This is a genomic window from Enterococcus sp. DIV0703 (assembly GCF_051711065.1).
Classification (GTDB): Bacteria; Bacillota; Bacilli; order Lactobacillales; family Enterococcaceae; genus Enterococcus_B; species Enterococcus_B hirae.
Genome location: NZ_JBIOLX010000001.1, coordinates 39373 through 63514, shown reverse-complemented (window position 1 = coordinate 63514; position 24142 = coordinate 39373). Strand labels below are relative to the sequence as shown.

21 protein-coding genes and 1 pseudogene are annotated in these 24142 nt (G+C 36.1%); 3 read left to right on the top strand and 19 right to left on the bottom strand.

The genetic code is table 11. The features are described from left to right. Nucleotides 1-22 precede the first annotated feature (22 nt). From IGK81_RS00305 to IGK81_RS00295, 3 genes are all read right to left on the bottom strand, one after another. Nucleotides 23-1039: a LacI family DNA-binding transcriptional regulator gene (locus tag IGK81_RS00305; protein WP_010720475.1), complete on the bottom strand. Its 1017-nt coding sequence runs from the start codon at nucleotides 1037-1039 to the stop codon at nucleotides 23-25. Nucleotides 1040-1207: 168 nt separating this feature from the next. Then, nucleotides 1208-3529 (bottom strand): hypothetical protein, encoded by a 2322-nt coding sequence (locus IGK81_RS00300; RefSeq protein ID WP_438757312.1) that lies wholly within the window; start codon nucleotides 3527-3529, stop codon nucleotides 1208-1210. 353 nt (nucleotides 3530-3882) lie between these two features. Beyond that, the gene (locus IGK81_RS00295) at nucleotides 3883-4488 is read right to left on the bottom strand and encodes a class I SAM-dependent methyltransferase (RefSeq protein WP_034697692.1); all 606 of its coding nucleotides are present in this window, start codon (nucleotides 4486-4488) and stop codon (nucleotides 3883-3885) included. A gap of 265 nt (nucleotides 4489-4753) precedes the next feature. Here IGK81_RS00295 and coaA point away from each other — a divergent pair, with 265 nt between their 5' ends. Beyond that, the gene (coaA, locus tag IGK81_RS00290; RefSeq protein ID WP_010720479.1) at nucleotides 4754-5677 is read left to right on the top strand and encodes a type I pantothenate kinase; all 924 of its coding nucleotides are present in this window, start codon (nucleotides 4754-4756) and stop codon (nucleotides 5675-5677) included. 59 nt (nucleotides 5678-5736) lie between these two features. Beyond that, the gene (gene guaA / locus IGK81_RS00285) at nucleotides 5737-7302 is read left to right on the top strand and encodes a glutamine-hydrolyzing GMP synthase (protein WP_010720480.1); all 1566 of its coding nucleotides are present in this window, start codon (nucleotides 5737-5739) and stop codon (nucleotides 7300-7302) included. Nucleotides 7303-7369: 67 nt separating this feature from the next. Here guaA and IGK81_RS00280 read toward each other — a convergent pair whose 3' ends face one another. The 4 genes from IGK81_RS00280 to IGK81_RS00265 form a co-directional block, all read right to left on the bottom strand. Next, on the bottom strand, nucleotides 7370-8563 hold the full coding sequence (locus IGK81_RS00280) for a site-specific integrase (protein WP_000237798.1): 1194 nt from the start codon (nucleotides 8561-8563) through the stop codon (nucleotides 7370-7372). Between the two features lie 26 nt (nucleotides 8564-8589). Further along, a complete protein-coding gene (locus tag IGK81_RS00275) occupies nucleotides 8590-8790 on the bottom strand; it encodes a DUF3173 domain-containing protein (RefSeq protein WP_000633909.1) in 201 nt (66 codons plus the stop codon). A 495-nt stretch (nucleotides 8791-9285) separates the two neighbouring features. Continuing rightward, entirely contained in the window at nucleotides 9286-9516 is a 231-nt protein-coding gene (locus IGK81_RS00270; RefSeq protein WP_000845144.1) for a helix-turn-helix domain-containing protein, read from the bottom strand. Next, complete coding sequence (locus IGK81_RS00265; RefSeq protein ID WP_000804878.1) at nucleotides 9513-9935, bottom strand: RNA polymerase sigma factor; 423 nt, start codon at nucleotides 9933-9935, stop codon at nucleotides 9513-9515. The genes IGK81_RS00270 and IGK81_RS00265 overlap by 4 nt, the downstream gene beginning before the upstream one ends. A gap of 531 nt (nucleotides 9936-10466) precedes the next feature. On the opposite strand from IGK81_RS00265, the gene IGK81_RS00260 reads away from it, so the two are divergent. Then, a complete protein-coding gene (locus IGK81_RS00260; RefSeq protein WP_001227349.1) occupies nucleotides 10467-10820 on the top strand; it encodes a helix-turn-helix transcriptional regulator in 354 nt (117 codons plus the stop codon). A gap of 57 nt (nucleotides 10821-10877) precedes the next feature. Here IGK81_RS00260 and IGK81_RS00255 read toward each other — a convergent pair whose 3' ends face one another. The 12 genes and pseudogenes from IGK81_RS00255 to IGK81_RS00200 form a co-directional block, all read right to left on the bottom strand. Beyond that, a complete protein-coding gene (locus IGK81_RS00255; RefSeq protein WP_413926387.1) occupies nucleotides 10878-11063 on the bottom strand; it encodes a cysteine-rich KTR domain-containing protein in 186 nt (61 codons plus the stop codon). Between the two features lie 100 nt (nucleotides 11064-11163). Then, the gene (gene tet(M) / locus IGK81_RS00250; protein ID WP_000691737.1) at nucleotides 11164-13083 is read right to left on the bottom strand and encodes a tetracycline resistance ribosomal protection protein Tet(M); all 1920 of its coding nucleotides are present in this window, start codon (nucleotides 13081-13083) and stop codon (nucleotides 11164-11166) included. A 15-nt stretch (nucleotides 13084-13098) separates the two neighbouring features. Continuing rightward, nucleotides 13099-13146, bottom strand: a pseudogene (locus IGK81_RS00245) (hypothetical protein); the annotation flags it as partial. Between the two features lie 313 nt (nucleotides 13147-13459). After that, nucleotides 13460-14389 (bottom strand): conjugal transfer protein, encoded by a 930-nt coding sequence (locus tag IGK81_RS00240; RefSeq protein ID WP_000584387.1) that lies wholly within the window; start codon nucleotides 14387-14389, stop codon nucleotides 13460-13462. 16 nt (nucleotides 14390-14405) lie between these two features. Beyond that, nucleotides 14406-15428 carry a bifunctional lytic transglycosylase/C40 family peptidase gene (locus IGK81_RS00235; RefSeq protein ID WP_000768374.1) on the bottom strand — a complete coding sequence of 341 codons (1023 nt, stop codon included), beginning with the start codon at nucleotides 15426-15428 and terminating at the stop codon, nucleotides 14406-14408. Further along, nucleotides 15425-17452, bottom strand: coding sequence for a CD3337/EF1877 family mobilome membrane protein (locus IGK81_RS00230; protein WP_000192390.1), 2028 nt, complete (start codon nucleotides 17450-17452; stop codon nucleotides 15425-15427). The genes IGK81_RS00235 and IGK81_RS00230 overlap by 4 nt, the downstream gene beginning before the upstream one ends. After that, nucleotides 17449-19902 (bottom strand): ATP-binding protein, encoded by a 2454-nt coding sequence (locus IGK81_RS00225; protein WP_000941001.1) that lies wholly within the window; start codon nucleotides 19900-19902, stop codon nucleotides 17449-17451. Before IGK81_RS00225 ends, IGK81_RS00230 begins: the two co-directional genes overlap by 4 nt. After that, the gene (locus IGK81_RS00220) at nucleotides 19886-20281 is read right to left on the bottom strand and encodes a conjugal transfer protein (protein ID WP_000723886.1); all 396 of its coding nucleotides are present in this window, start codon (nucleotides 20279-20281) and stop codon (nucleotides 19886-19888) included. The genes IGK81_RS00225 and IGK81_RS00220 overlap by 17 nt, the downstream gene beginning before the upstream one ends. A 70-nt stretch (nucleotides 20282-20351) precedes the next feature. Beyond that, complete coding sequence (locus IGK81_RS00215) at nucleotides 20352-21377, bottom strand: hypothetical protein (protein WP_000234705.1); 1026 nt, start codon at nucleotides 21375-21377, stop codon at nucleotides 20352-20354. Between the two features lie 78 nt (nucleotides 21378-21455). Continuing rightward, nucleotides 21456-22622, bottom strand: coding sequence for an IS256 family transposase (locus tag IGK81_RS00210; RefSeq protein WP_000195404.1), 1167 nt, complete (start codon nucleotides 22620-22622; stop codon nucleotides 21456-21458). 162 nt (nucleotides 22623-22784) lie between these two features. Beyond that, nucleotides 22785-23285, bottom strand: a complete 501-nt coding sequence (locus IGK81_RS00205; protein ID WP_000421245.1) for an antirestriction protein ArdA — start codon at nucleotides 23283-23285, stop codon at nucleotides 22785-22787. Nucleotides 23286-23346: 61 nt separating this feature from the next. Further along, nucleotides 23347-24108: an abortive infection family protein gene (locus IGK81_RS00200; RefSeq protein WP_000494842.1), complete on the bottom strand. Its 762-nt coding sequence runs from the start codon at nucleotides 24106-24108 to the stop codon at nucleotides 23347-23349. Between the last annotated feature and the right edge of the window lie 34 nt (nucleotides 24109-24142).

The following is a 24142-nucleotide window of genomic DNA, read 5'->3' as shown; positions in this document are numbered from 1 at the left end:
ACATAAGCAATATAACGCTGAGTTATCCCTTTGTCAATGTTTTTATGCTCTCACGAATAATTAATTTTGTTTCAAAGACTTTGTTCGGAACTTTGCGTTGTGGGAACTCGATCGTGTCGATCAAAAATCTTGCGGCATAAAATCCAATATCAGAACTTGGCTGTTTCACTGTTGTCAATTGAGGGATCATATACTCGGATAACTTCAACCCATCGAAACCAATAACTGAAATATCATCGGGGATTTTTTTGCCTAATTCATCAATCGCTTGGTAACAACCAATCGCCATTGCATCATTTCCACAAAAAATTGCTGTAAGGTCTTTGTGCTTTAAGAGCCGTTTAGACGCCTCGTATCCACCTTGGACCGTCAACTCCCCTTGTTCTACATACTTTCCATTGAAAGGGATTCCATGATCCTTTAGTGCATGACGATACCCGTTGAACCGTTCTTCTAACTGGTAATAGCCTGTTGTTTCTTTGAGCATACCGATTTTGGTATGACCGTTCTTAATAAACAAAGAAACTGCTTGATAAGCCCCCTCATACTCTTTTACGATCAACCGACCATTATCTCTGGTATTCAATCCACGATCAATCAAAATAATCGGCATATTTTTATAAAAACCACTATCTAAAGAATAGTCATCTGGTAAAACATTGGGCGTAGCCAATAAGATTCCATCCACTGAGCGATGAGCCAATTCTTTTAAATACTTGATTTCATTTTCTTGACTATGACGAGAGTTGCAAAGCATGATCACATACCCCAGTGGATTCAAGTAACTCTCGACCCCTTCAATCAATTTAGAAAAGAAGAAGTCAGTGACATCTGGCACGATCATACCAATCGTTTTAGAATGACGATTGATCACATTCGAGGCAAAGTAATCTGGTTTATAATGGTGCTCGTTAACAATATTCAGGACTTTTTTTCGTGTTTTATCACTAAAGCGGCTCCCTTTATTATTTAAAATTTGTGATACAGTGGTGACTGAAACACCTGCCATTTCTGCAATGTCTCGGATCGTTAGTTTCACTTCTTCTCCTCCTTTATGATGTAAATTCTTTTTTAGTTTACCAAAAGCATATAAAAAAGAATAGATAGAAAAAAATAAGAAAAAATCTTTTATTCACTAATAAAAATAAATAGCTTGGAAAGTGCCAATTTCCTAAACTGACTTCTTAAAAAATTCTGTAACTGCCGATCATCTGTCATTGTTCTTCTCTTTCATAGGAGTTTTTTCATTGACTTGAGTAACTAGCGATTGATCTTTTCTATTATTGATTGCACTAGTTACTTTCTCACTCAAAGAAGACTTCTGACTTTGGGTTACTAAATGATCAGCAGCTATATGTTCAGAATCCCGTTTTTCAATCGCTCCTACCATTCTATCTACCTGCTTGAGAAGTATTTTTTTCTCATCATGAGCTATCTCCTGATCGTTTAAGATTTCATTATGGAGTTCTAGAATCTTTTCTCGAACAGATGAAAAAAGTTGAAGCTCTTTTTGATAACCTGCCGTTCGATCCGTGGCGATCATCGTTGTTAGCTGTTCAAGGAAAGGTTTTTTATTTTCAATAGGAATCTTTGGATCTTGCCTTACTTGTTGCCTAAGATTTAAAAAGTTTAAATCATGTTTATCGACTGCCTGAAAATAGTCTGCCGTATTTCCTTTCATAAGAAGCTCTCCGATATCCATAGCTAGCCTCTGCTCTTCATTCTCTTGCAAATCTTTTTTAGTCAGCGTAGCTTGTTGACTGCCTTTTTCTTGTTCATCCTTGGGAACAGAAATCTTTCCCCCATCCCCTATCAGTTGTTTCTCCTGGCTCTCAAATCTATTTATGGCATCAAAGAGTCCTGTTCTTATCTTTAGAATTTTTTGTAACTTTTGTTCGTATTTAATCATGCGATGATCAATTTGTTGCTCCTTCTTCGTCTTTTGAGAAACCTCTTGTTGGTATCCTAGTTGTATATTTTGAACGTGAGACTTTAAAACAAGAGCAACAAGTGTGGAATCTTGCCGATTTTCTCCACCAACTCGTTGATTTTTTGCTGTTGGTTCCTTTAACTCAGATAAAACGATTACTTTCAAATGTGGAGGGATTCGTTCCTCTTGATTGATTCTTTTAATCATTTCCTCTTCCCATTTATTTTCACTTATAAACTTTTGGCACTCTTTGATATCACTTTGAGCAGTTACATGTTCCTTTTGTTTTTCATTACTATTTGTGGCTTTTTCTATTTGTTCAAAAAGCGGCTGATAGGTTTTATCCGTTGCCACTCGTTCTTTTAGTACTTCTAACAGTTGCTTTCTAATGAAAAATTCCTGTTTGATAACTGATATTTTTTTGATGTTGTTCTTTTTCGCTTCCTCTGAGGGATTAATTTCAGAAATGAGAGCTTTTTTTATTTCTTCTGAATACTCTTTGCTTTGTTTGATGCTAGCTACCACTTCTCGGGTCAATTGTTTGTCACTCATCAATGCTTTATATGTATCTAGTTTTTCTTGAGCCACTTGTTTTCTTACTAATTCTTCGGTCAACACATTCTTTGTTAGCCAATCCAAATTTGACTCATCTTTGATTCGTTTGAGCAAGTCAATTCGCTCTTGTGGTACATCTTTTTTGAACATCTTATGTAAATCCTTATTTTTTTCACTTAGATCCGCGACTGCTTCTTCAAACAGTATAGCTTGACTATTAAATTTGGCGATACGTGCATCTAAATCGTTATGAAGTGCCTGTTTTTCTTCTGGAGTCAATCCATCTTGATGATCAATTTGTTCTTTCACATGTTTTACTTTAGAATAATCTGCCACGCTTCTAATACTAACAAACTCCCAATAGACTGTTTTATTTCTCTGTGAAAGCTTGTCAAGCGTTGCCGCAGGACGATTTTGAATTTCTTGATTTAAGTTGTCTCGTCGCTGATCGTTGGGAATCGTATGGGTTAGAAATTCTTTTACCAGTTGTTCCCTCTCTGAGCGAGAAAAATCAAGTAGTTCAAACAGCAGCATGTTTCCAACAAATAGGACATCGTTGTTTTTTTGAGAATGGTAGCCTTTTTTGATCTGAGCAAATTTCTTTGGCTTTTTTTGGTAAAGCTTAATCATAGGCTTGTCGTTCATGATTTGAGTAAACCCGTTCTTAGCATCTCGATTCTTAAGTAAGAAATCAAATTTTTCTTGATCTTTCCATATCAATAGATTTTTATACTTAGACACCAGCGTGGGACGATACTGATGCAAACCATGATGTACTAATCCATCTAAGAGATCTAAAAGTTCATTTGTTAAAGCAACATGTTGATCATCTGGCTGAACTTCACTTTTTTCTCTTTTGCTATTTAATTTTTCTCTCTTCGTTTTATTGTTCTGGACGATCCCCTTCGCCTTTTCTTCCCATGCTTTAAATGTTGTAGCCATTTCGACATGGTCTTTTTCTAAATACTTTAATACGTTTTCCTGGTTATACATTGGTAATTCTAAAATAGATTTAGTATCTACTATCATTCTGGTTTGTGTCATCTTTTTATTCTCCTTTCAAGTCACTCAAATTTTTCAATACCATGCTAGTTTTGTTTTCTAAAAAAGGAAGAAACGTTATTCAATTATTAGCTCCTCGAAATACGCCACTTTTCAATAGGAAAAAGTTCCACTAGTTAGCGAAGTGTCTCACTCCTTTCATCAACTTTTTTACGATCTCCATATTCCCATGACCTAGAGTACCTATCGCCTGTTTTTTAAATAGAAAGAAAGGGACAAAAATAAACCGAAGGACCCGCAAATAGTTACTTCTATTTTAGGATTCTTCGGTTGCTTTTAGAGTGTGTTATTTTGTCATAGCTTTTTATTTAGTCTCAAACACCACAATCAAACAGTTATTCTTTGATACTTTTGATGATATAGTACCCTTTCTCTTTATGGACGATTTCAGCATTCCCAAAGGTCTCTGCCATTTTGCTTTTTGCACTAGGAGCCCCTTGTTTTTTTTGAATGACAATGGTTAGTGTTCCACCCGATTTTAACCTTGGATATGCTTCGGTTAAAATTTCGTGTACCACTTTTTTACCGGCACGAATTGGCGGATTGCTGACGATTGCTGCATAAGTTTCTTCATGAACTGCTTCATAGATATTCGATTGATGAATATCCACCTGTTTGATCCCATTGCGGTTCGCATTTCCTTGAGCTAATTCTACTGCCCGAGAGTTAATATCGACCATCTCAACAAATCGCTGACTAGCAAAAGCGATCGCCAATCCAATCGGACCATAGCCACAACCAACATCCAAAATTTTGCCATCAGCTGGCAACTCTTCCCAATTAAAGGTATCAATTAACACTCGTGAACCAAAGTCGACTGTTTCACGTGAAAATACTCCTGAATCTGTTACAAATTGGAAGTTTTTTCCTTTTAATTCAAATGACCATTGTTCAAAGTCATGTTTTGTCGTTGGCTCTTGCGAATAATAATGATTCGTCATATCGTTCATCCTTTTTATATTGTTTCTTGTTTCTTAGTCTATCCTTTTATCAATTGGCATGCAATGTCTATTTTTCCTAGTTTAAATAAATAGTTGATCAGAAACACGAACAGAATGAATTTTGATATGTCATCCTTTTTATTTATTCAGTTAACAGTTATTCACTTAAAAATAAGAGACTTATAACCATTCTCGTTTAGTGGTGGGGTTTAGCCATGTTTTATGTTAAAATGATTCCATTGATGGGAGAATGCAGGAGGCTATTATGAATGATCCAATGAACTACTACCGTGTGGCAAGAGAAGAATGGCGTGAATTTTATCGTAATGGACAAGCACCTTTGACCCAAGACGAGCTAGATAACATCAAAAGTTTAAATGACCGTATTTCAATGCAAGATGTTCGAGATATCTATGTTCCTCTTGCTCATTTGATTTATCTATATATGAAAGAATTTGAATCTCTTTCGTTAAGTAAAGGTCTATTTCTTCATAAATATGTCGAAGTACCGCCATTTATTATTGGAATTGCTGGGAGTGTTGCCGTTGGAAAAAGCACAACAGCTCGCCTGTTACAAACGATCTTATCACGTACATTTAAACGCAGGAATGTTCAGTTGATTACAACTGATGGTTTTTTATATCCTAATGAAACGTTAAAAGAACGAGGGATCATGAATCGTAAAGGGTTCCCAGAAAGTTATGATATGGAGATGTTGATCGATTTTCTTAATCGAGTAAAATCCGGTCAGGAAGAAATAAAAGTACCTGTTTATTCACATGACATTTACAATATCATTCCTGGCGAATATGAATTGATCCAACAACCTGATATTCTGATTGTTGAAGGAATCAACACGCTACAACTGCCTGCTAATCAACAAATCTATGTCAGTGATTTTTTTGATTTTTCTGTTTATGTTGATGCTGATTCATCATTAATTGAAAAATGGTATTTAGATCGATTCGGTGCCTTACTCGACACCGCTTTTCAAAATCCACAAAATTATTACTATCAATTTGCTATTGGCGATCGTGACGATGCATTTAAAATGGCGCAAGAAGTATGGAAAAATGTGAATTTGAAAAATTTAAACGAATATATCTTGCCTACTCGTGGCAGAGCAGATATAATTCTCCATAAAACTGAAAATCATATTATTGATTCGATTTTCATGCGAAAATATTAGCATTTTAAAATAGTTTATTCTATTTTGAGATAAAATTTAAAGGGATAGGGGTAATAAATGTGACAAACGTTGCCGACATGACAAACGTTGAAAAGATTATCGTATTAGACTACGGTAGCCAGTATAACCAATTGATTACACGACGCATCCGTGATTTAGGAGTTTTTTCTGAATTATTGAGCCATCGGGTTTCTGCTGAAGAAGTAAAAGCAATGAATCCAAAAGGAATCATTCTTTCCGGTGGCCCTAACAGTGTGTATGATGAAAATGCTTTTGGAATCGATCCAGAAATCTTTAACTTAGGGATTCCTGTATTGGGTATTTGCTACGGTATGCAATTGATTACGTATAAGCTAGGTGGGAAAGTTGAACCAGCTAAAAACCGTGAATACGGAAAAGCTCAGTTAGAAGTAACCAGTGACGATGCAGTATTGTTCAATGACACACCTAAACAACAAACCGTTTGGATGAGCCACGGGGACTTAGTAACCCAAGTTCCTGAAGGATTTGAAATCGTTGGTACAAGTAAAGACTGCCCGATCGCATCCATCCAAGATACAAAACGTAATTTCTATGGTATCCAATTCCATGCAGAAGTTCGTCATTCTGAATACGGAATCGAATTACTCCGTCATTTTGCTTTTGATGTTTGTCATTGTGAAGGAAACTGGACAATGAATAACTTCATCGATATGCAAATCGAAAAAATTCGTGAACAAGTTGGCGATAAAAAAGTATTGCTTGGACTTTCTGGCGGCGTGGATTCTAGTGTCGTTGGTGTTCTTTTACAAAAAGCAATCGGTGATCAGCTAACTTCCATCTTTGTTGACCATGGTTTATTGCGTAAAGGCGAAGCAGACCAAGTAATGGAAAGCTTAGGCGGGAAATTTGGTCTAAATATTATCAAAGTGGATGCAAGAAAACGTTTCTTAGACAAGTTAGCCGGCGTTTCTGATCCTGAGCAAAAACGTAAAATCATTGGTAATGAATTTGTGTATGTTTTTGATGATGAAGCAACAAAATTAGCGGGAGAAGAAGGAATTGCTTTCTTAGCCCAAGGAACACTTTATACTGATGTGATCGAAAGTGGAACGGAAACTGCTCAAACGATCAAATCTCACCATAACGTGGGTGGTCTACCAGAAGACATGCAATTCCAATTGATCGAACCTTTGAACACATTATTCAAAGATGAAGTCCGTGAATTAGGAACACAACTAGGAATGCCAGATTCAATCGTTTGGCGTCAACCTTTCCCAGGTCCTGGTCTAGGTATCCGTGTCTTGGGAGAAATCAGTGAAGAAAAACTAGAAATCGTCCGTGAATCAGATGCGATCTTACGTGAAGAAATCGCAGCAGCTGGCTTAGACCGTGACATTTGGCAATATTTCACTGTTCTACCAGGAATCCGCTCTGTCGGTGTAATGGGCGATGGCCGTACTTACGACTATACAGTAGGTATCCGTGCAGTCACTTCTATTGATGGGATGACAGCAGACTTTGCCCGTATCCCATGGGATGTTTTACAAAAAATCTCTGTCCGCATCGTAAACGAAGTCGCTCACGTCAACCGTATCGTGTACGACATCACTTCTAAACCACCTGCAACTGTGGAGTGGGAGTAGTTGTAGGAGAGCCAGAAATCCTTGTTTATCAAGGGTTTCTGGCTCTTCTTATTTTTTTACTGCACTTTTATTGCACTTTTTTCATTTCTTTGTTTCGCAAGTAGTCTACAGTAAATTGATTCTTTGGTGAAGTATCATAATTTTGTTTTGCTTCTTTAAAGGAAATGGCTCCATTTAATTTGTTAGCTACCTCAAAATTACTGTTAGGATAAAGATGTCCATACGTTCCTAAAGTCGTCTCAATATCTTCATGTCCTAAACGGTCTTTAATGATGAGTGGGTTTTCTCCCATACTGATTAACAAGGAAGCATGCGAATGCCGTAAACCATGAATTCTGATTCGATGAATACTAGCCAGCTTAGCATAGCGTTCAATAGCATGTGCTAGCGTATGTTTTTGGGTAGGAATACCGTTATAGCTCATTACAAAGTCTGTCTGAATTAGATTTTGTTGTGCTTTCTTCCATTCGGATAGATAATTTAGAGTACATTCATCTAATACAATATGACGAACACTCGCCTTTGTTTTTGGTTCAACAAATCTATAATCCGATTGATTCTTGTAATAAAGTGTTTTGTTGATGGTTAGTACTCCAGAGTCAAAATCAATATCTTCCCATTGAATGGCAGTAGCTTCACCAATTCGCATTCCAGTCATAAATAAAAACCACAGAGAGATAAATAAAAAGTGTTGATAGTAATCTTCTTTATAAATTAGAGAGATTACTTTTTCAAATTCTTCTTTTGTCCAAAATTCAATTTTAGACTTTTGCTTTTTCACATTGCCAATAATCTTAGATGGATTTGTGGTGGTTATCCCAAGGACAATTGCTCGATCCATAGCAACTGAAAATAGTCCTTGAACAGCTCTCACATAAGAAGACTTACATTTCTTTGATAATTTTAGTTGCCAATTTTGCACATCAATAGGCTCAATATCGGAAACAGCCATTTTATCAAAATAAGAGAAATGTTTCTTAATAGTTGGTAAGCGATTTTCATATGTTCTGAGCTTTACCTGTGTCTTATACCATGGAAGAAAAATTTCAAAGATATAATGATTAAACGTCATTTTATCCTTATTCTCACTTAATTCTTCTGGTTTCATCAGTAGTAGTTTTGAATATTCTTCTCTTGCTTCTTTTTTAGTAGTGAATCCACTACGATATTTTTGAATTTTTTTTCCTTTAGAATCATAACCTAGATTTGCACGAAAATAATAGGTTCCATTCTTTGCTTTTTTTATTGGGTCTTTAACCATAGTTTTTACTCCTTACTGTGCAAAAACTACTCAGACCTGTTTTCATTTGAAAACCGAATTCCTAGAATTTCTTCAACAGCTTCACGAGGGACTCTATCTAACTTTCGAGATTGATAGTAGGTATGCCCTTTTGTAATCATCAATTCTTTTGCTTTTTTTATGATGTCTGCTGAAAAAGAAGTTCCATATCCTAGCTCAACTAAATCTTTTTTTGTGACCGTTATCATTATTACTCCTTTCCCATTATAGGCTAGGAAAACTCCAATATTCACCTATAATTATATCAAATATTTTTATGATAATACATTGACAAGAGAAGAATATCCCAGCAATCGAACAGCTCTAGCAAAGCTCACGGGCATTTCACCCCTGCATGATTTTCATGTAGCCGTACCCATTGTCTGCGACGCTACTAACGCTCGGACTGTGGCTATACGGGAGTATCATTATCACGATAAGAAAGTCATGGCAACAATCCTGCTAAAGATTGTTTACGAAGTTTTAACATGAATCGCTCGCTATCTTCATAGATCATGGCGTGTTAGTTCGTTGGCTCTTTTCTTATCGAAACGTATTCGATTGGCTTTATTCAATTGTCAAAGAACGTTTGGCTTGTTAGCCTATCAAAACATACTGAACATACAGTAGGCTTTGATGGAATAACAAACCTCCCAAATCGGGAAGCGTGGAACGGTTCAACACGCTTCCACGAAAAAATGAGATTATTTAATTTCGAACGCTAAAATCTTGGTGATGAGTTTTGTTTCCATTCTGCCACGTAGGGTTTCATCAATAACCATATGAGAATTGCCATATTCGTCTGTCATGCGACGCAAAGAACGTTTTGAGGTATACCCTCGATAATGTTTAACAATCTGATTAATTGCTTCCACGTCGCCATCTGTCGCCTTTACAATGAGGGGGAAGGGAACCCTTGGATAGGCTGTTTTCATTCTTTACACTCCTTCATGAATTCTTTAATCATGGCTAGTCCACTTATTCGATGACGATAAACTGTTGAACGATTTACATTTAGTAATTCTGCAATTTCCACATCACTCATATCCATAAAATAATGAAGTAAAATGATGTTCCGCTTGTTCTCTGGAAGGTGGCGTAAGGCTTCGCTTAACAAATCACTTTCAACATTGATTCTTAATCCATACAATGTGAATAGTTGAAAATCAGTGACATACGTATCAACCGTAGAAAAAGAGGTGACAAGGTAGTTATCTATTTCAGAAAATGAAACTTCTTTTTTGGACAGTCTGCTTAGATGTTTGAAATAATCTTTCCGTTCATCTTCAATGGCTTGTTTGCAGATATAGTCAAACTGATTTTCTATGGTTTCTTGAAAAGAAGATGGTTTCATGTTTTTCACCCCCTTTCTGTCGTGAAAGGGAGTGGCATGTACTTCTTTATCTCCCTTCATACTAAGTCCCGACACGAAAGGGGGATTTGTTGCATAAGTGAAGAAAAATCTTAAAAGATATTCACGAAGTAGCCAAAAAAACACATAAACAGATTGTTTTCTCTGTTCATGTGCTTCAATTGTTCTGTCTATACGATTTGTAAAACCACATTGATGGTCATATTTATCTAGTGTAGGTGGGTAAGTTTTTTTGATAAGAACCTAATTAAGAGAATTAGATAGTGACGTATCTTTTTCATGGCGACTGTGACCTCCATTCAGTCGCCAATTTTATCTACTTTTTAGCAGCATAACTAAATTTTATATAGTTGTATGGGTAAATAAAATCAGCGACCTTTCTATTTGAGATTGGATTTATCACATTCATAAGCATAATAGCGCTCTTAAAAGAACTCACAAACTACATAACACGTTTTTCTATACCTGTTTCCACTTGGATAGGAACAGTAAAATGTATAGAGGTGGTTTATTATGCGTAAAAAAGAAGATAAATACGATTTTAGAGCCGTTGGTCTAGCGATTAAAGAGGCTCGAATAAAACGTGGTCTCACCCGTGAACAAGTAGGAACAATCATTGAAATTGACCCACGTTATTTAACAAATATAGAAAATAAAGGGCAACACCCAAGTACACAGGTGCTTTATGATCTTGTATCATTACTCCATGTGTCTATTGATGAATTTTTCTTACCTACAGATAATTTGATAAAAAGCACTCGAAGGCTACAGATAGAAAAATACATGGATAGCTTTACAGACAAAGAACTATCCTTAATGGAAGCACTAGCAAAAGGTATCAATGAAGCAAGAAATATTGAAGGCTAGTCAGTAAAATTCAGATAAACAAAAAGAGCCGATAAGATGAGAGTTTCATTTCTCAAATTATCGGCTCTGCGTCTTGGCGTCTGGCTCTTTGATTGTTATTATATTCATTTTTTGAACATTAATTAAAGTTTCGTTCTTACATTTGGGGCAGTATAAAGGGAAATTTTTAAGTATAGTATCCACTCGTATTCGTAGTCTTGTTTTATTTCCACAAATAGGACACAATATCCACTTGTAGTTTATAATAACAATCTCCTCCTTTCCACTTTAATTCAAATCTATATTAAAGAATATTTCATCTTATTTAATAAGAAACCATATTTATATAACAACATAAAACGCACTAAGTTATTTTATTGAACATATATCTTACTTTATCTATCCGACTATTTAGACGACGGGTCTGGCAAACAGGTTCGCCAGTGGTAACCTGATATCCTTTTAGCTCTGCTAAACAAACACTAAGCCCATTTGTAAAAAAAGTTAAATCATTGCGATAATCTTGAATACATCGAGCAGGAATTTCTCCAATAATAATGACCTCATTATTTTTCAGTTGAGTATTTACGATATTTGCACAATATTTGGGAGCATCGTTATATGCCCGTGAAAGATATTCCTGTGGTGCATAAACTTTAAAACTAAGATATGGCTCTAACAATTCTGTTCCAGCTTTTCTAAAGGCTTGCTCCAGTACAATAGGAGTAAGCATCCGAAAATCTGCTGGAGTACTAACAGGGCTATAGTATAAACCGTACTTAAAACAGATTTTACAATCCGTCACATTCCAACCATATAATCCTTGTTCGCAACCATAGCGTATCCCTTCCATAACTGCATTTTGAAATGATTGATTTAAGTATCCAAGAGAAACCGAGCTCTCATACTGCATTCCACTTCCCAACGGAAGCGGTGATACAGATAAACCAATGGAAGCCCAGAAAGGATTTGGCGGCACTTCGATGTGAATGGTATATTCTGCATTTTTTAACGGTCTCTCCATATAAATGACTGTAGGCTCTTTTAGTTCTATCTCCACATGATACTTTTCTTGCAACAGTGCACTAATCACTTCCATTTGTACTTTCCCTAAGAAAGAAAGTATAATTTCATGTGTCGTAGAATCCACGTAATATCGTAGAAGCGGATCACTATCTGAGATTTCCAAAAGGGCATCAAGCAACATTTCTCTCTGTTCAGGTTTACTCGGTTCAACAGTTGTTTGTAGTAGAGGGTGCGGATTTTCAATCTTTTTTCTCTGTGGCAATAGTTTTGTATCTCCAAGAACACTATTTAACTTCAAAAACTCATTTTGCAAAATAACAATTTCTCCAGAATAAGCTCTATCAATCTTACATAATTCACCATTTATTGAAGTATACATTTCTGTAACTTTTATTTTTTCTTTTTCTGATACTCTAACCGAATCTCGTAAATGTAGTACTCCACTATAAAGGCGTATATATGCAAGACGTTGTCTTTTTTTTGTATATTCAATTTTGAAAACATTTCCGCAAAGTTCAGACGGACCTCGATGTGTTGATGAATAAAATTTATTAGTAATAACTTCTATAAGGTTATCAATCCCTATATTACTTTTTGCACTTCCATGATAAAGAGGGAACAGAGAACAATTCTGAAATCTTATGCTTTCCTCTTGTTCGAGTTCCAATGCTTCTAATGATTTACCGGACATATATTTCTCTAAAAGGTCATCGTTTCCCTCTATTACCGTATCCCATTGTTCAGATTCGGTAAAGTTCGTCACACACATATTAGGATACAGTTCTACCTTCTGTTTGATTACAATTTCGGCAGAAAGTTTCTCTTTAATATCCTGATAAACCGTTGATAAATCAATTCCATTTTGGTCAATCTTATTGATAAAAAAGATTGTGGGAATCCCCATTTTCCTAAGTGCATGAAATAATATACGAGTTTGTGCTTGTACGCCATCTTTTGCAGAAATCAGTAGAATTGCCCCATCTAAAACTGATAATGAACGATATACTTCTGCTAAGAAATCCATATGTCCTGGCGTGTCTATGATGTTCACCTTCGTATTTTCCCACTGAAAAGAGGTTATTCCTGTCTGAATTGTAATTCCTCTCTGACGTTCTAAAAGCGTATTATCCGTCCTCGTTGTACCTTTGTCCACGCTTCCTAATTCTGTAATCGCTCCACTGTTATATAATAAGCTTTCTGTTAAGGTAGTTTTTCCTGCATCAACATGAGCTAAAACTCCAATATTAATAATTTTCATGTGATTTTCCTCCATTCAAAAACCCAAAAGGGCATAAAAATCCCAGTGATAAATACTTTTATCACTGGGATTTTTATGCATAACCATAGGTATACAAAGCATACAGATATTCTCTGGATACTTTAGAATCACATGATAAAGGTATTCTTAAACTGGGTACAAAAAACTAAGCCCTCCTAAAAAAGGACATCTAATTATTTGTTCCCGCTATCAAATTGACAGTTTATTTAAGAATACCTTGCCGCATATTTATTAACTCCTTTTAAATAGTCACTTAAATAATAGCACGTAAGAGCATATTTGTAAAGGAATCTCCAATTTTTTATCAAAAAGAGTACATGATTACAAAGTATCTGTAATCATGTACCAATATTTGTTATTTTACAATCTTCCAATTATCTTGTTTTTCTAATATCAACTCAAATTGCGAGATTTGGGTTGCCTTTGTTTCTTGATCTAAATATTTCACAGCGACATTCACGATTACTTGGTTATCTTTTCTGGTAAAGATAGGATTCACCAATTCCTCGAAAACATATTCCTTGTTAATCATAGGTAACACATGATTACTTACATAGTAAGTCAATTCTTTTTCTGTGGCGGTAGGATAGAGCTGGAAGAACGTTTCTAAAAAGCTAGTGATTTCGTCCATCGTTTCTGTATCTACTGTATGGTCACTTTCTAGCTGTTTGGGTTGGTAGTCCGATTTTTGAGGTTTCTTACTCATTGTCGGATTTTTGATAATAACCATATTATCTGATTCATCTATATGGACAACCACATGAAAGCTAGACGATATAGTTTCCTTGTCTTTGTCTTCGGTAATAACTTGTTCAACAGAAAACAGTACCTCAAAGGTGTTCTCATTCACTTGAGAAACCTGCCACACCTGTATATCGTTCACACTAGAACTAGTAGGAATATCCTTACGAATCATTTCTTCATTTAATACCTGCAATTCTTCCGTCAAATAATGGGTCAATTTTTCATTTCGTTTATCAATGGCTTCTTGGGATTGTTGCCACGAAAAGTAGTCTTTCGCAAAGGATTTCACAAAACTTTCTACTTGGTTGGTATCGACAATCTGCTGTTTAATGATTTCTGTTTCACGGACAGTATGAGTGTCAATGGCAGTAAAATTTTTATAGATTCCAAATCCGACACTACCAATCAATAAAACCCATAAAACAAAGGTTAATTTCTTATGCGTGCCAACTTTAATCATCGGAACTTTTCTTTGCTTGCTCGGTTTTTTAGATTTCTTTGGTTTCTCCTTCTTTTCTTTTCGCTCGATTTTTATAATCATTTGATTCATTCCTTTCTTAGTTATGAATAACACGTCTAGCCCCAATCAGATGGTCTTGCCAATAACGACTGCTTAAGTCGCCATAACCGATTGGGTCGCCTGCATGATAAAAGCGATTTCCCTCTAAATATATCGCCACATGAGTCACATATGTGCCTGCATTATAGGTTGAATGAAAGAAGATAAGGTCGCCTGCTTGGGCTTCTTCCATAGAGATTTCTTGCGTAGCGTCATACTGATCTTGGGCGACACGAGGGAGAGAAATGCCAGCTTTGTCATACACCCATTGTATTAAGCCACTACAATCAAAAGAGGTGGTAGGCGACGCCCCTCCAAAGACATAGGGAAACCCTTCGTATTTCAAGGCTTCGTCCATAATGACTTGCACGGTTTCATCATCAAATTCTGTTGGGGAAGTGTCGGTTAGGTATTGTGAAACCAACTGAACATAAAACTGATTTCCATAGTTATATCGCCAACCACCATTCACAGGTATGGCTATGGGATTGGGATAGTCTGCTTTTTGACCACCCGACTTCTCTTTAGAAAACTGTTCGGCTAATTCATAGGTATATTTTTTCCCATGACTCCTCACATAATTTAAAAAGCCACCGCCATAATTATAAGATTGGATAACAGAATCTATATCCACTCCTTGTTGTTCTGCACTGGTTAATAATTCACTGAAATATTTAACCCCTTGTTTGATGGACTCTTCGGTACTCAAACTGTTGGGCGGTAAACCCAAAGATTCGGAACTTTGCATAACATCTTCTGCTGTACCGCCCGATTCCACTTGCATAATGGCTAAGATATAAGAAACATAGTCTTCAATCCCATATTCCTTACCATATTTTTCAATCAACGGACGGTGTGCCAACACTTCTGGTGAAACGGTCACACCGCCTTGTGAAATAGAAGAATCCTTGTTGTTTTCGCCACTGTCCGTATCATCTGCAAAGAAAATGACTAGGAATAATAAGAGAAAAAAGAAGAGAGAGAAGACCACACTACAAATCACTGTTATTTTTAGCTTCATGTTTGTTGTCCTCGCTTATCCGTTCTTTTATTTAGCTTCCTCTGATTGAATTGCTTCGGTGGTGTCTTTTGTTTTTGCTCTTTTTTCAATGGTCGCTGATGATTTTCACGTTTAGTGTTTTGTGACAAAACAGGCGTGACGGTTTGCTGACGCTTGCGAACATGCTGCTGGTTATTCTGAACAGGAGATGATGGGTTTTCTTTTCGTCTTTTTTCTTTTGCTTTATCCAGCTCCAAACGCTTTTGAGCAATGTTCTTTCGTTTTTGCTCCTGCTGGTTCATACGCTGTTGTTTGCGTTGAGCTTTGGTATCTGCCATAGATTGTTTAAAGTCTGTTACATTATGAGTGACATTCTCTTTTCCTTGATGAAGGGCATATTTGACATGGGTTGGTGTCGCCTGTATCTGTTGTTTAGCCTGCTTTCTTTTATTGACTAGACGATTTTTCGTGTCCAATACATGGGCTGTCTTTTCACCTAATCGTTGCCCGATACCGCCTTGTTGCTTTTTCACATTGGAAAGTGCTGTTTCTTTCTTTGGTGTAGTCCGTTCATTTTGACGAGTATGGTTAGCTTTATTGGTTTGATTCTGCTTTGTTGTCATTGTCTTTTGCTTCGTTGACCCTGCTTTTCCACGAAAAATCTTACTCATACTGCGTTGAAATCTTCTGGTTTGTCGATTCATCATTTGACGAGGTCTGCGAAACACTTGTCTGCCCATGTTTTGAGAGTCGTTGCTTTGTAAAGAGAATAGGCTCATTAAATCGCCCAGTTTAAAATAAATCCCTGCAAAGGTCACAATTTGTAAAAACATAATCATGAAAAAGGGAGAACTTGCTGACAGCGAATAAAGCATAGTGGAAATACTAAAGGCAACGGTAATAATCAAGGTAATACCAGCCCTTGTCATAATCACATTAAATAACTTGGTAATGGCATGCCTGCCCATGCCATCAAAACTCGGCAACATACTTAATAGGAAACTGATTGGCAAAAACATAGCGAAAATAATAAATAGCACTTGCGAAAAAATCATGATTCCTGTTAGAAGGAAAACAAAAATCGAGATACCAATATTGAATACAAACAAAAAGAAGACCGTTCCTAATCGGGAAATGGTCTTCGGGAGTGTTAAATAGGTATTGTCATGATCTTCAATTTCTTCAATCACTACATTTTCTCTATCTTCACCATTGTTTGTATCTGGACTGGTAGCCAATAACTTTTCCACACGGTCTTCACCTAAGGTTTCTATATCGGTTGAGCCATATTGAAGTAATAACCACGGTTGCTTGACTTGAACAGAAAATAGGCTATCACGTATCATATCCACACTGTCTTTGCCTTGACTATCCGTATCGGGAAGGACAATCTTTGTCCCAATATCTAAACTGGCAGTGCTCACATCTTTGGAAAAATCATTGATTTTCGCAATATAATCGGGAGCATACGCAATAAAGGAAGCTGATAGAATAAACACCACCACAAAATTTAACACAGCTCGTATAGCTTTGGTCGTTTCTCGTTTCACCAGTCCTGTATAGGCAACGTAGATTCCAACAATCAGAATAAAAAGAAGAAGGAAGCCGACATAAAAACCCGAACTGGAAAAGCCATTCGGTGTAATCCCTGCAATGGTCTGCATGTTCTCACCAATCGCTTGAGACGTTTGACTAATGAAATCCAAGGCGTAGGCTTCTTTGACCAAATAGCCTGTGGCGTTGGAAAGATAAAGAGAAATCGTCCAAATGAAATTGGTAATGGCATACAGTCCATACATCACTGATTGCCCTATGCCGTCACTCCAATTCCACGGCAGCCAGCCCCAGCTATTGTCCACATAATAATCAAGCTGATAATGATTTAAACCATACTTGGAATACTCGTTGCTTGTATCAATGGTTTCATCAACTAAGCCTGTTGCTTGTACTGCATTGCCCAGCGTGCCTAATAAAAGTAAAATAACGCCCACACAAAGGAGCGTTATCCAACTATAGTGAAGAAATTTCTTTTGTTTTTGTGTCATTTTTCCCCCTCATTTCGCACAGGCGGTCTGGTATCAAAGGCATGAAGCAACTCTTCAAAAATCGGGTGAAACTGCATAACCCCTACACGACCATAGATGTCTGAAACTAAACATTGTCCATTTTCTAATTCACGTAAGCGTTTCTGATTGTTTTCATCTTCCTTGTCCACGCCAAAAAATTCTAAGGTCTTTTTGATTTCCACTAGGTCAGTGGAACGAAAGGCGAATTTCAAGCCAATATTATTCTTCATCTTTTCATCTAGTAAATCGTCGGCGTTTTGAGTAACGAAATAGACCCCTGCATTCATGGCACGCCCTGCCCGAACTAAACGCATAGATAGAGCTTTTCCTTGTGCCACTTGTAAAAAACTCCAAGCTTCATCAAGGTCAACAATTTTAAAAATGGAACGGTCAGAGTGGATAAAGTCTAAAGCAAAGGTACTAATGACAATCAGCATTGCCACACTTAATAATTCCATGGTGGTGTATTCTTCAAAAGAGCTATTGGAATCGGGTAAGACCAAATCTGCCACTTGAATAATATTGAGTTGTTTTTCCAAGCTAATGGATTGGGTGACATTGCCATCACTGAATAACAGATGGGCAAAATCATAATCGACAAAGCTTTCGATATGGTCAGCAATACTATTGCTGATGGGTGTATCTTCTTTTCGCAATTCATCAATCACCAATAACAACCCTCGTTGTTCGCTTTGAGTGACACTCCGAATCGCTTTACGCAGGACAGGAAACTTCTCGCTATCTCGGCTGGAAATGCCTGTTAAGAACGTGAGAATATCAATGGCTAGGCTTTCTGAATCTTTCGGGAGTTTTAAGATCACATAAGGGTCAAGTAACCCTTTATTGTCGTTCTCACTCGTGAGATTAACGATATTGATTTCATGGGCAATATCAGGTAAGGTTTCTTTCCATTTGCCACGTTCAGCTTTTGGGTCTACAATGATTGCCTGTCCGCCAAAGAGTACCGAATAATAGACCAGCATATTGTTAGAGAATGATTTTCCGCCACCTAATGAACCAATAAAAGCAGACGCTAACGCATTCGTCACAGAGCCTTTAATTCCTTGACTTGCAAGGCTGGGTTGGAGATAAATATTTCTGCCTGTATCGAGATTGTAACCGACGTAAATACCAGAATTTTCACCAAGCATTTGTGTAGCTCCGAAACCAAGACCAGCCAAAAAATCCGACGTGACATATTGAATATAGTCATTGATATATCGCTTGCTTGAGGGAATAAATTCATTATGCAAGCCTAGCATATCGCCAAAAGGTCGTACTAATTTGATAGACAAATCATCATAAAAATCTTTTACTTCATCACAACGTTGTTTCAACTCGTCCAGATTTTTTGCCGATACCCGTACCACATAGCTTAGTTTGTACATGGATTCTTTGGTTTGGTCTAGGTTGGTTTCTAATTCGTCGACAGATTCTAAAGCGTCCACCACATTGGTACTGGTTTCATTGTCGCTTTCCCATGCGTGACTATCCAAGTCTTTCAATTCTTTCTTTTTGTTGCGAACGGTAGACAGAGCTTTTTTATTAGCAACAATTTCAACATTCATGCTGGTATCAATCGGGAAAGTGAACTGTTGTTGCTGGTAATAAAAAATCTCACTATTGGGGAAATCCAATTCGCCGACGATACTGTTAATCGTAAAATACGCCACATAAGTGGTAGTATCTTCCTGTTCCATCCGTAAGTAGCGTTGCTTTTCTTCGATTAAACAGCGAGTGGGTTTAATAATATCGTATTTCTTTACCAACACTTTTTTATCTTCATATCGTTTGGGTAAATGGTAGTCGTAGTCATCAAAAGGAATCCCTGTTTGACCGTAAAGGTGGGCAATGATATACCCAAAATCATCTTTCCCCAATGGGCGAATGTGAAAGCGTCTGGATAATTTACTTTCTAATAACTGTTCCATTTTAGAAAAGCGTTCGATTTCTGACATAGGCATAGAAACAAAATCGCCCATCAACTTGTGATTCACGCCATGAAAGAATTCCGCAAATGCTTTTTGAATGTCTTTGCCAATATTTTTGACCGATACTTCCTGTTCATTCAGCAAGAGTTTAAAACCAATAAAAAAGCGATAGTCCACTTGATTGTCACCAATCATAGAAACTAACGCTTCGGTCTGTTCATCTATTTTTTCGTAAGCTATCTCTTTTAATCGTCCAGTGATTTCTTTTTTCGATTGTTCCTGTGTCGCTCGAATACTTGATTCGGTTGCTAGTTGCAGGGCATGAATCTTACCATCACGATTTTGGGCAATCAATTGACGGAAATTATCATGAACTTGAACTTTTTCATCGGAACTTAAAAAACTGTAATTATAGGGAATTAATTCATAATAAGCAAATACTTCGCCATCATGATTAAATACGAGATTATCTTCGATATATTTAATGGGGTGTGCCATTTAATTGTTCACTCCTTACAATCGTGATTGATTCATTCATTTTTTCTTTATTTAATCGTATTTGTTTGCCAGCATAGGTTATTTTAGGGCGTAGAGCATAGGTAATAATAGATTTTAAAAATCCATAGGGTTTCTTCCCGTCAAAGGTTTTTTGACACATGAACCAAGTGAGGACAACGGGAATCCCTAAGTATTTGAGTAGTGCTCCGTCAATCAAGGAAAGTGGTGGTAAACTGCCAAAGATTATAACGACAAACAAAGAAACGATAAACCATGTCATTTGTGTAAAGGTTATGGGAAAAGGGAGTTGTAAATCATTAATTGCATAAATCACTTTTTCTACTGACCAAATACTGGTGTAACTTCTTATTTTTTTCATGTCTTCACGTCCTTTCCGTAAAAATAGAAAAAGAGCAATCAAAATAGGTGATTGCTCTATAAAATAATAATTATTTTGTGACTTTTAATTGTTGAAAAATAGTTATTCTGAGTAAATCATCTAAAAGACAGCAGGTATGAAGTAATACCCAATTTAATCTACTGTATTCTGTATAGTCAAAATGAAAGTGTTTCATAAATTTTTGAGCGAATTTTTCTGCTTTTTCGTTAAAACCTTTGAAATCACCATGTCCGATTTTATTTCTCATTTGTCTTAATAATTTTGCTACTTCACTCGAAACCTCTCCATATTTCTTATCAAGATAAGGTATTAGTAATTTGTCAATTTCATTTGTATTCTGATTTGGTTTTAATAATACAAGTTCTAACAAAGTAAAAGTCTTTAAATAATGATTTTGATTATAACTATTATCACTATATATCCCGTTCATAATATAATCTAATTTGTAATAATCGTTTTCCGATTTTAGTATAGAATCAATTCGGTTGCCCATTTTTTTAAGTTCCGTAATGTAGTCGTCTGTAGTCCTGCACCCTTTAAAGTTTGAATCAATTCTAAAACTTAGATTTGATAATATCCTAGTATGCTCTTTAGGATTCATATTACTTGTATAAATGCAGTTCATATGAATACCATTTTGTATATCATGATTTACAAAGTTACTAAAATACATCACTTTTTCAGCGTAATCCTCTTCACAAAAACGACCATCAAAGCAATTGCTTGTCCAATCAAAAAAAGGCATATCCTGATATTCATAGTCAAAGAATAGACATATCATATTATCAACAAGGCATTGAAGACATGACTCAATAGAATCTAAATTATATTTTGTATAGTCTTCAACATTGGCGTGAACGATTTCTTTCAAATAAGATATAGAATATTCTGTTTGAAATGTTTTACCATACCTTTTCAAATTATCTGCCATGTCAACTTTTTGTTGTCGAATTTCTTGTAACATGTCTTCTATAATGCTTTCCTTCCAGTCATCAGAAACATTAGATATATATAGTTTCAATTTATCTGACAATTTTATTTTTGTTATTTTCCCATAAACATCTATTATTACCAATTGAACAATCCTCCTTAAAGTCAAGTCCATAAAATTGTGTAAAATACAGTACACTGTTTTAAAGCTTTAACCTATAGGTTAAAATTGAATATATTTTCTGGTAGAGCTTAGCCAGTCTTCGTGACGGTCAATAAGAACTGCACCGATTAAACGATTGGCAGAGGCGTGATTCGGAAAGATTCGGATAACTTTTTCTCTGCGTCTGACTTCTTCATTTAACCGTTCAAGAAGATTCGTGCTTTTTAATCTCGATTGACCTTTACCGACAACGGCGTATTGAAAGGCATCTTCGAATCCTTCATCTAGTTTTTCACAGGCTTTATGGTATTTTGATTGTTCGCTATAGGCACTTACTATAGTATTTTTAGCCTTGCGAGCCGTTTCAATATCCGTAAATTTGAAGAGTGCTTTGACTTCTTCTCTGAAAGGTTTTGAATCTTTCTTAGGGATACAATTGAGGATATTACGCATAAAGTGAACCTGGCATCGTTGCCATGAAGCGTTTGTAAATGACTTCTTGATGGCTTTGACTAAGCCTTTGTGGGCATCGGAAATGACCATTTCCACTTCACTTAACCCTCTGGTTTTGAGGTAGTCGAAGAAGAGAGACCAAGTTTCGTCACTTTCTTCATCTTGAATCATAAAGCCAATAATCTCACGCTCTCCATCTTCTGATATGCCAATCGCTATATGGCAGCTTTTAGATACGACACGATGATTCTCTCTGATTTTGATGTAGATAACATCTGTCATAACATAAGGGAAAGACCTGTCTGATAGAAAACGATTTTGCCATTCAGAGACCATAGGGTCTAACTGGGCAGTTAAACTGGAGACAAAGGATTTAGAGACTGATTTACCGCATAGTTCTTCAACGATTTGAGAGACTTTACGTGTAGAGACACCAGAAATATACATCTCTAACATAGAGGCTAACAAAGCCTTCTCATTGCGTTGATACCGCTCAAATACAGTCGGTGCAAATTCACCGTCGCGTGTTCGGGGAACTTTCAACTCAAGAGAGCCAATACGAGTCGTTAATTCTCTTTCATAATAGCCGTTGCGTTGGCTTCTTCGATCGTCTGATCGTTCATAGTTTGTGGCTTGAATATAATCTGTTCGCTGCTCGTCCATCAACTGATTAAATACAGTTTGTAAAATTTGTTTAGCCGCATTATCTTTGACCGACTGGTCAATTAAACTTTGAATATCTTCTGTTTCCAGTGTAAAATGTACTTGGGTCATATGATTGCCTCCTGGGTATGTTTTTAGTGGTTAAAAACATTGTACCGTAAAGAGGCGTTCATATGGCCTTTTTGCTTTTACACAATTATATGGACTTTATCCTCCTTAATTCAGAACGTATAAAATTATTATAGCAGTATTGCTAGTTTAGAGTAATCCATGTTAATTAGAATACTCAAATACTCCATGAGAGGTGATAAGATAATTTCCCTCTATTTCCATATCACGTCCCAAAGCTTGATAATCAATATAATTTTGTAAATTAGAAGGTACTTCACCAAGTTGTCCTGTTTCTTCCACATAATAACGGGCGACATCTTCCATAGAATCACATTCACTATAACAATGAATATTCTCTTTGTTTTCCAGTAATTCTTCCAAGCTACTAAACCACATGCCTTGAATTTCTTTGAGTTCATTATAAATAGGTGTACCTTCGATTTCTTGAATGGCTTCACATAGACGGTTGATTTCACTAATTGGCGTGTATTCGTCCACATCAAAAGGAAGCTCAAAATCATGTATGGCGTATTCTTCGTAGTTCTCATTTAAACCGATTCTTTCTGCCATTTCTTCCTCATCAATTGGTGGAGTAAACCATGATCCAACTAATTCACCTTCATTATACCGTCCCAAATTTGCCACATAGACTTTCAATTCCAATTCTTATCACATCCTTTTTATAAAATATAGTCAAAAAAAAAGTAGCAATCAGTTAATGACGCTACTTATCAAGGTATCCGCTAATATAATCTGTAACTGTACTTGAAATACCTATTATTAGTTTTGCTTCTCTCTTTCCAATAATATTTGTATTAGGATGTGCAAGTGAATGCCTATTTCTTGCTTCATTAAGAGAGCTAATCATTCCATTTGATGACCTTATCGTTGTCTTCACTATATCAGCAAGTTCAGTAGGTTGAATTTCTTTTTCAATTAATTGTTGTATCCTACTATATAATTTAGATAGATTTTCGTCTCTAGGAACTGTAATTTCATATTTTTTTAGTATTTCAATTAAATATCCATGAAAAGCAGTGTGAACTCTGTCAAAGGCACGTTGATATTCACCATTACTCATGAAAGACTCAGCGTCTTCAATAGCTTGTGAAATCACATCACTAATTTTCAACTGACTAAAGTTAATTACTTCGTAATTCTCTGGAAGTGGTACTAAAATAGTATCCACTAATACATTATCACCTTGTTTATCATATATGGAGCTTGCTGTCTGGGTAAGCAAATCTTTATGACTTTCAAAAAAGTCTAAATCATCAAAAGGAGCTCTTATTTTAAGATAGGTGCAAAGCGTATTCCAATCCCTTTTGTATCCTTTATAATAAGTAAACTCGTTAGTCTCATCTAAAGTTACCTCTGATATTTTCATTTTAGAAACAATCTCGTTACCTCCTTCATAATAATTTGAAGAGCTCTTTCTTTCTAATGTTTTAATTAAAAGAGATTTAAATTGATCATTTGTAAACATATTCATGGATCCTTTCATAACAAAATATATACTT

Coding starts and splice junctions, on each gene's coding strand:
- IGK81_RS00225 (WP_000941001.1), bottom strand. CDS start 19,902: ATGGCACACCCCATTAAATATATCGAAGATAATCTCGTATTTAATCAT.
- IGK81_RS00295 (WP_034697692.1), bottom strand. CDS start 4,488: ATGACGAATCATTATTATTCGCAAGAGCCAACGACAAAACATGACTTT.
- IGK81_RS00240 (WP_000584387.1), bottom strand. CDS start 14,389: ATGATTATAAAAATCGAGCGAAAAGAAAAGAAGGAGAAACCAAAGAAA.
- IGK81_RS00235 (WP_000768374.1), bottom strand. CDS start 15,428: ATGAAGCTAAAAATAACAGTGATTTGTAGTGTGGTCTTCTCTCTCTTC.
- coaA (WP_010720479.1), top strand. CDS start 4,754: ATGAATGATCCAATGAACTACTACCGTGTGGCAAGAGAAGAATGGCGT.
- IGK81_RS00265 (WP_000804878.1), bottom strand. CDS start 9,935: ATGAAACCATCTTCTTTTCAAGAAACCATAGAAAATCAGTTTGACTAT.
- IGK81_RS00200 (WP_000494842.1), bottom strand. CDS start 24,108: ATGTTTACAAATGATCAATTTAAATCTCTTTTAATTAAAACATTAGAA.
- IGK81_RS00270 (WP_000845144.1), bottom strand. CDS start 9,516: ATGAAAACAGCCTATCCAAGGGTTCCCTTCCCCCTCATTGTAAAGGCG.
- IGK81_RS00210 (WP_000195404.1), bottom strand. CDS start 22,622: ATGACCCAAGTACATTTTACACTGGAAACAGAAGATATTCAAAGTTTA.
- IGK81_RS00260 (WP_001227349.1), top strand. CDS start 10,467: ATGCGTAAAAAAGAAGATAAATACGATTTTAGAGCCGTTGGTCTAGCG.
- IGK81_RS00230 (WP_000192390.1), bottom strand. CDS start 17,452: ATGACACAAAAACAAAAGAAATTTCTTCACTATAGTTGGATAACGCTC.
- IGK81_RS00275 (WP_000633909.1), bottom strand. CDS start 8,790: ATGATAACGGTCACAAAAAAAGATTTAGTTGAGCTAGGATATGGAACT.
- IGK81_RS00280 (WP_000237798.1), bottom strand. CDS start 8,563: ATGGTTAAAGACCCAATAAAAAAAGCAAAGAATGGAACCTATTATTTT.
- IGK81_RS00300 (WP_438757312.1), bottom strand. CDS start 3,529: ATGACACAAACCAGAATGATAGTAGATACTAAATCTATTTTAGAATTA.
- IGK81_RS00220 (WP_000723886.1), bottom strand. CDS start 20,281: ATGAAAAAAATAAGAAGTTACACCAGTATTTGGTCAGTAGAAAAAGTG.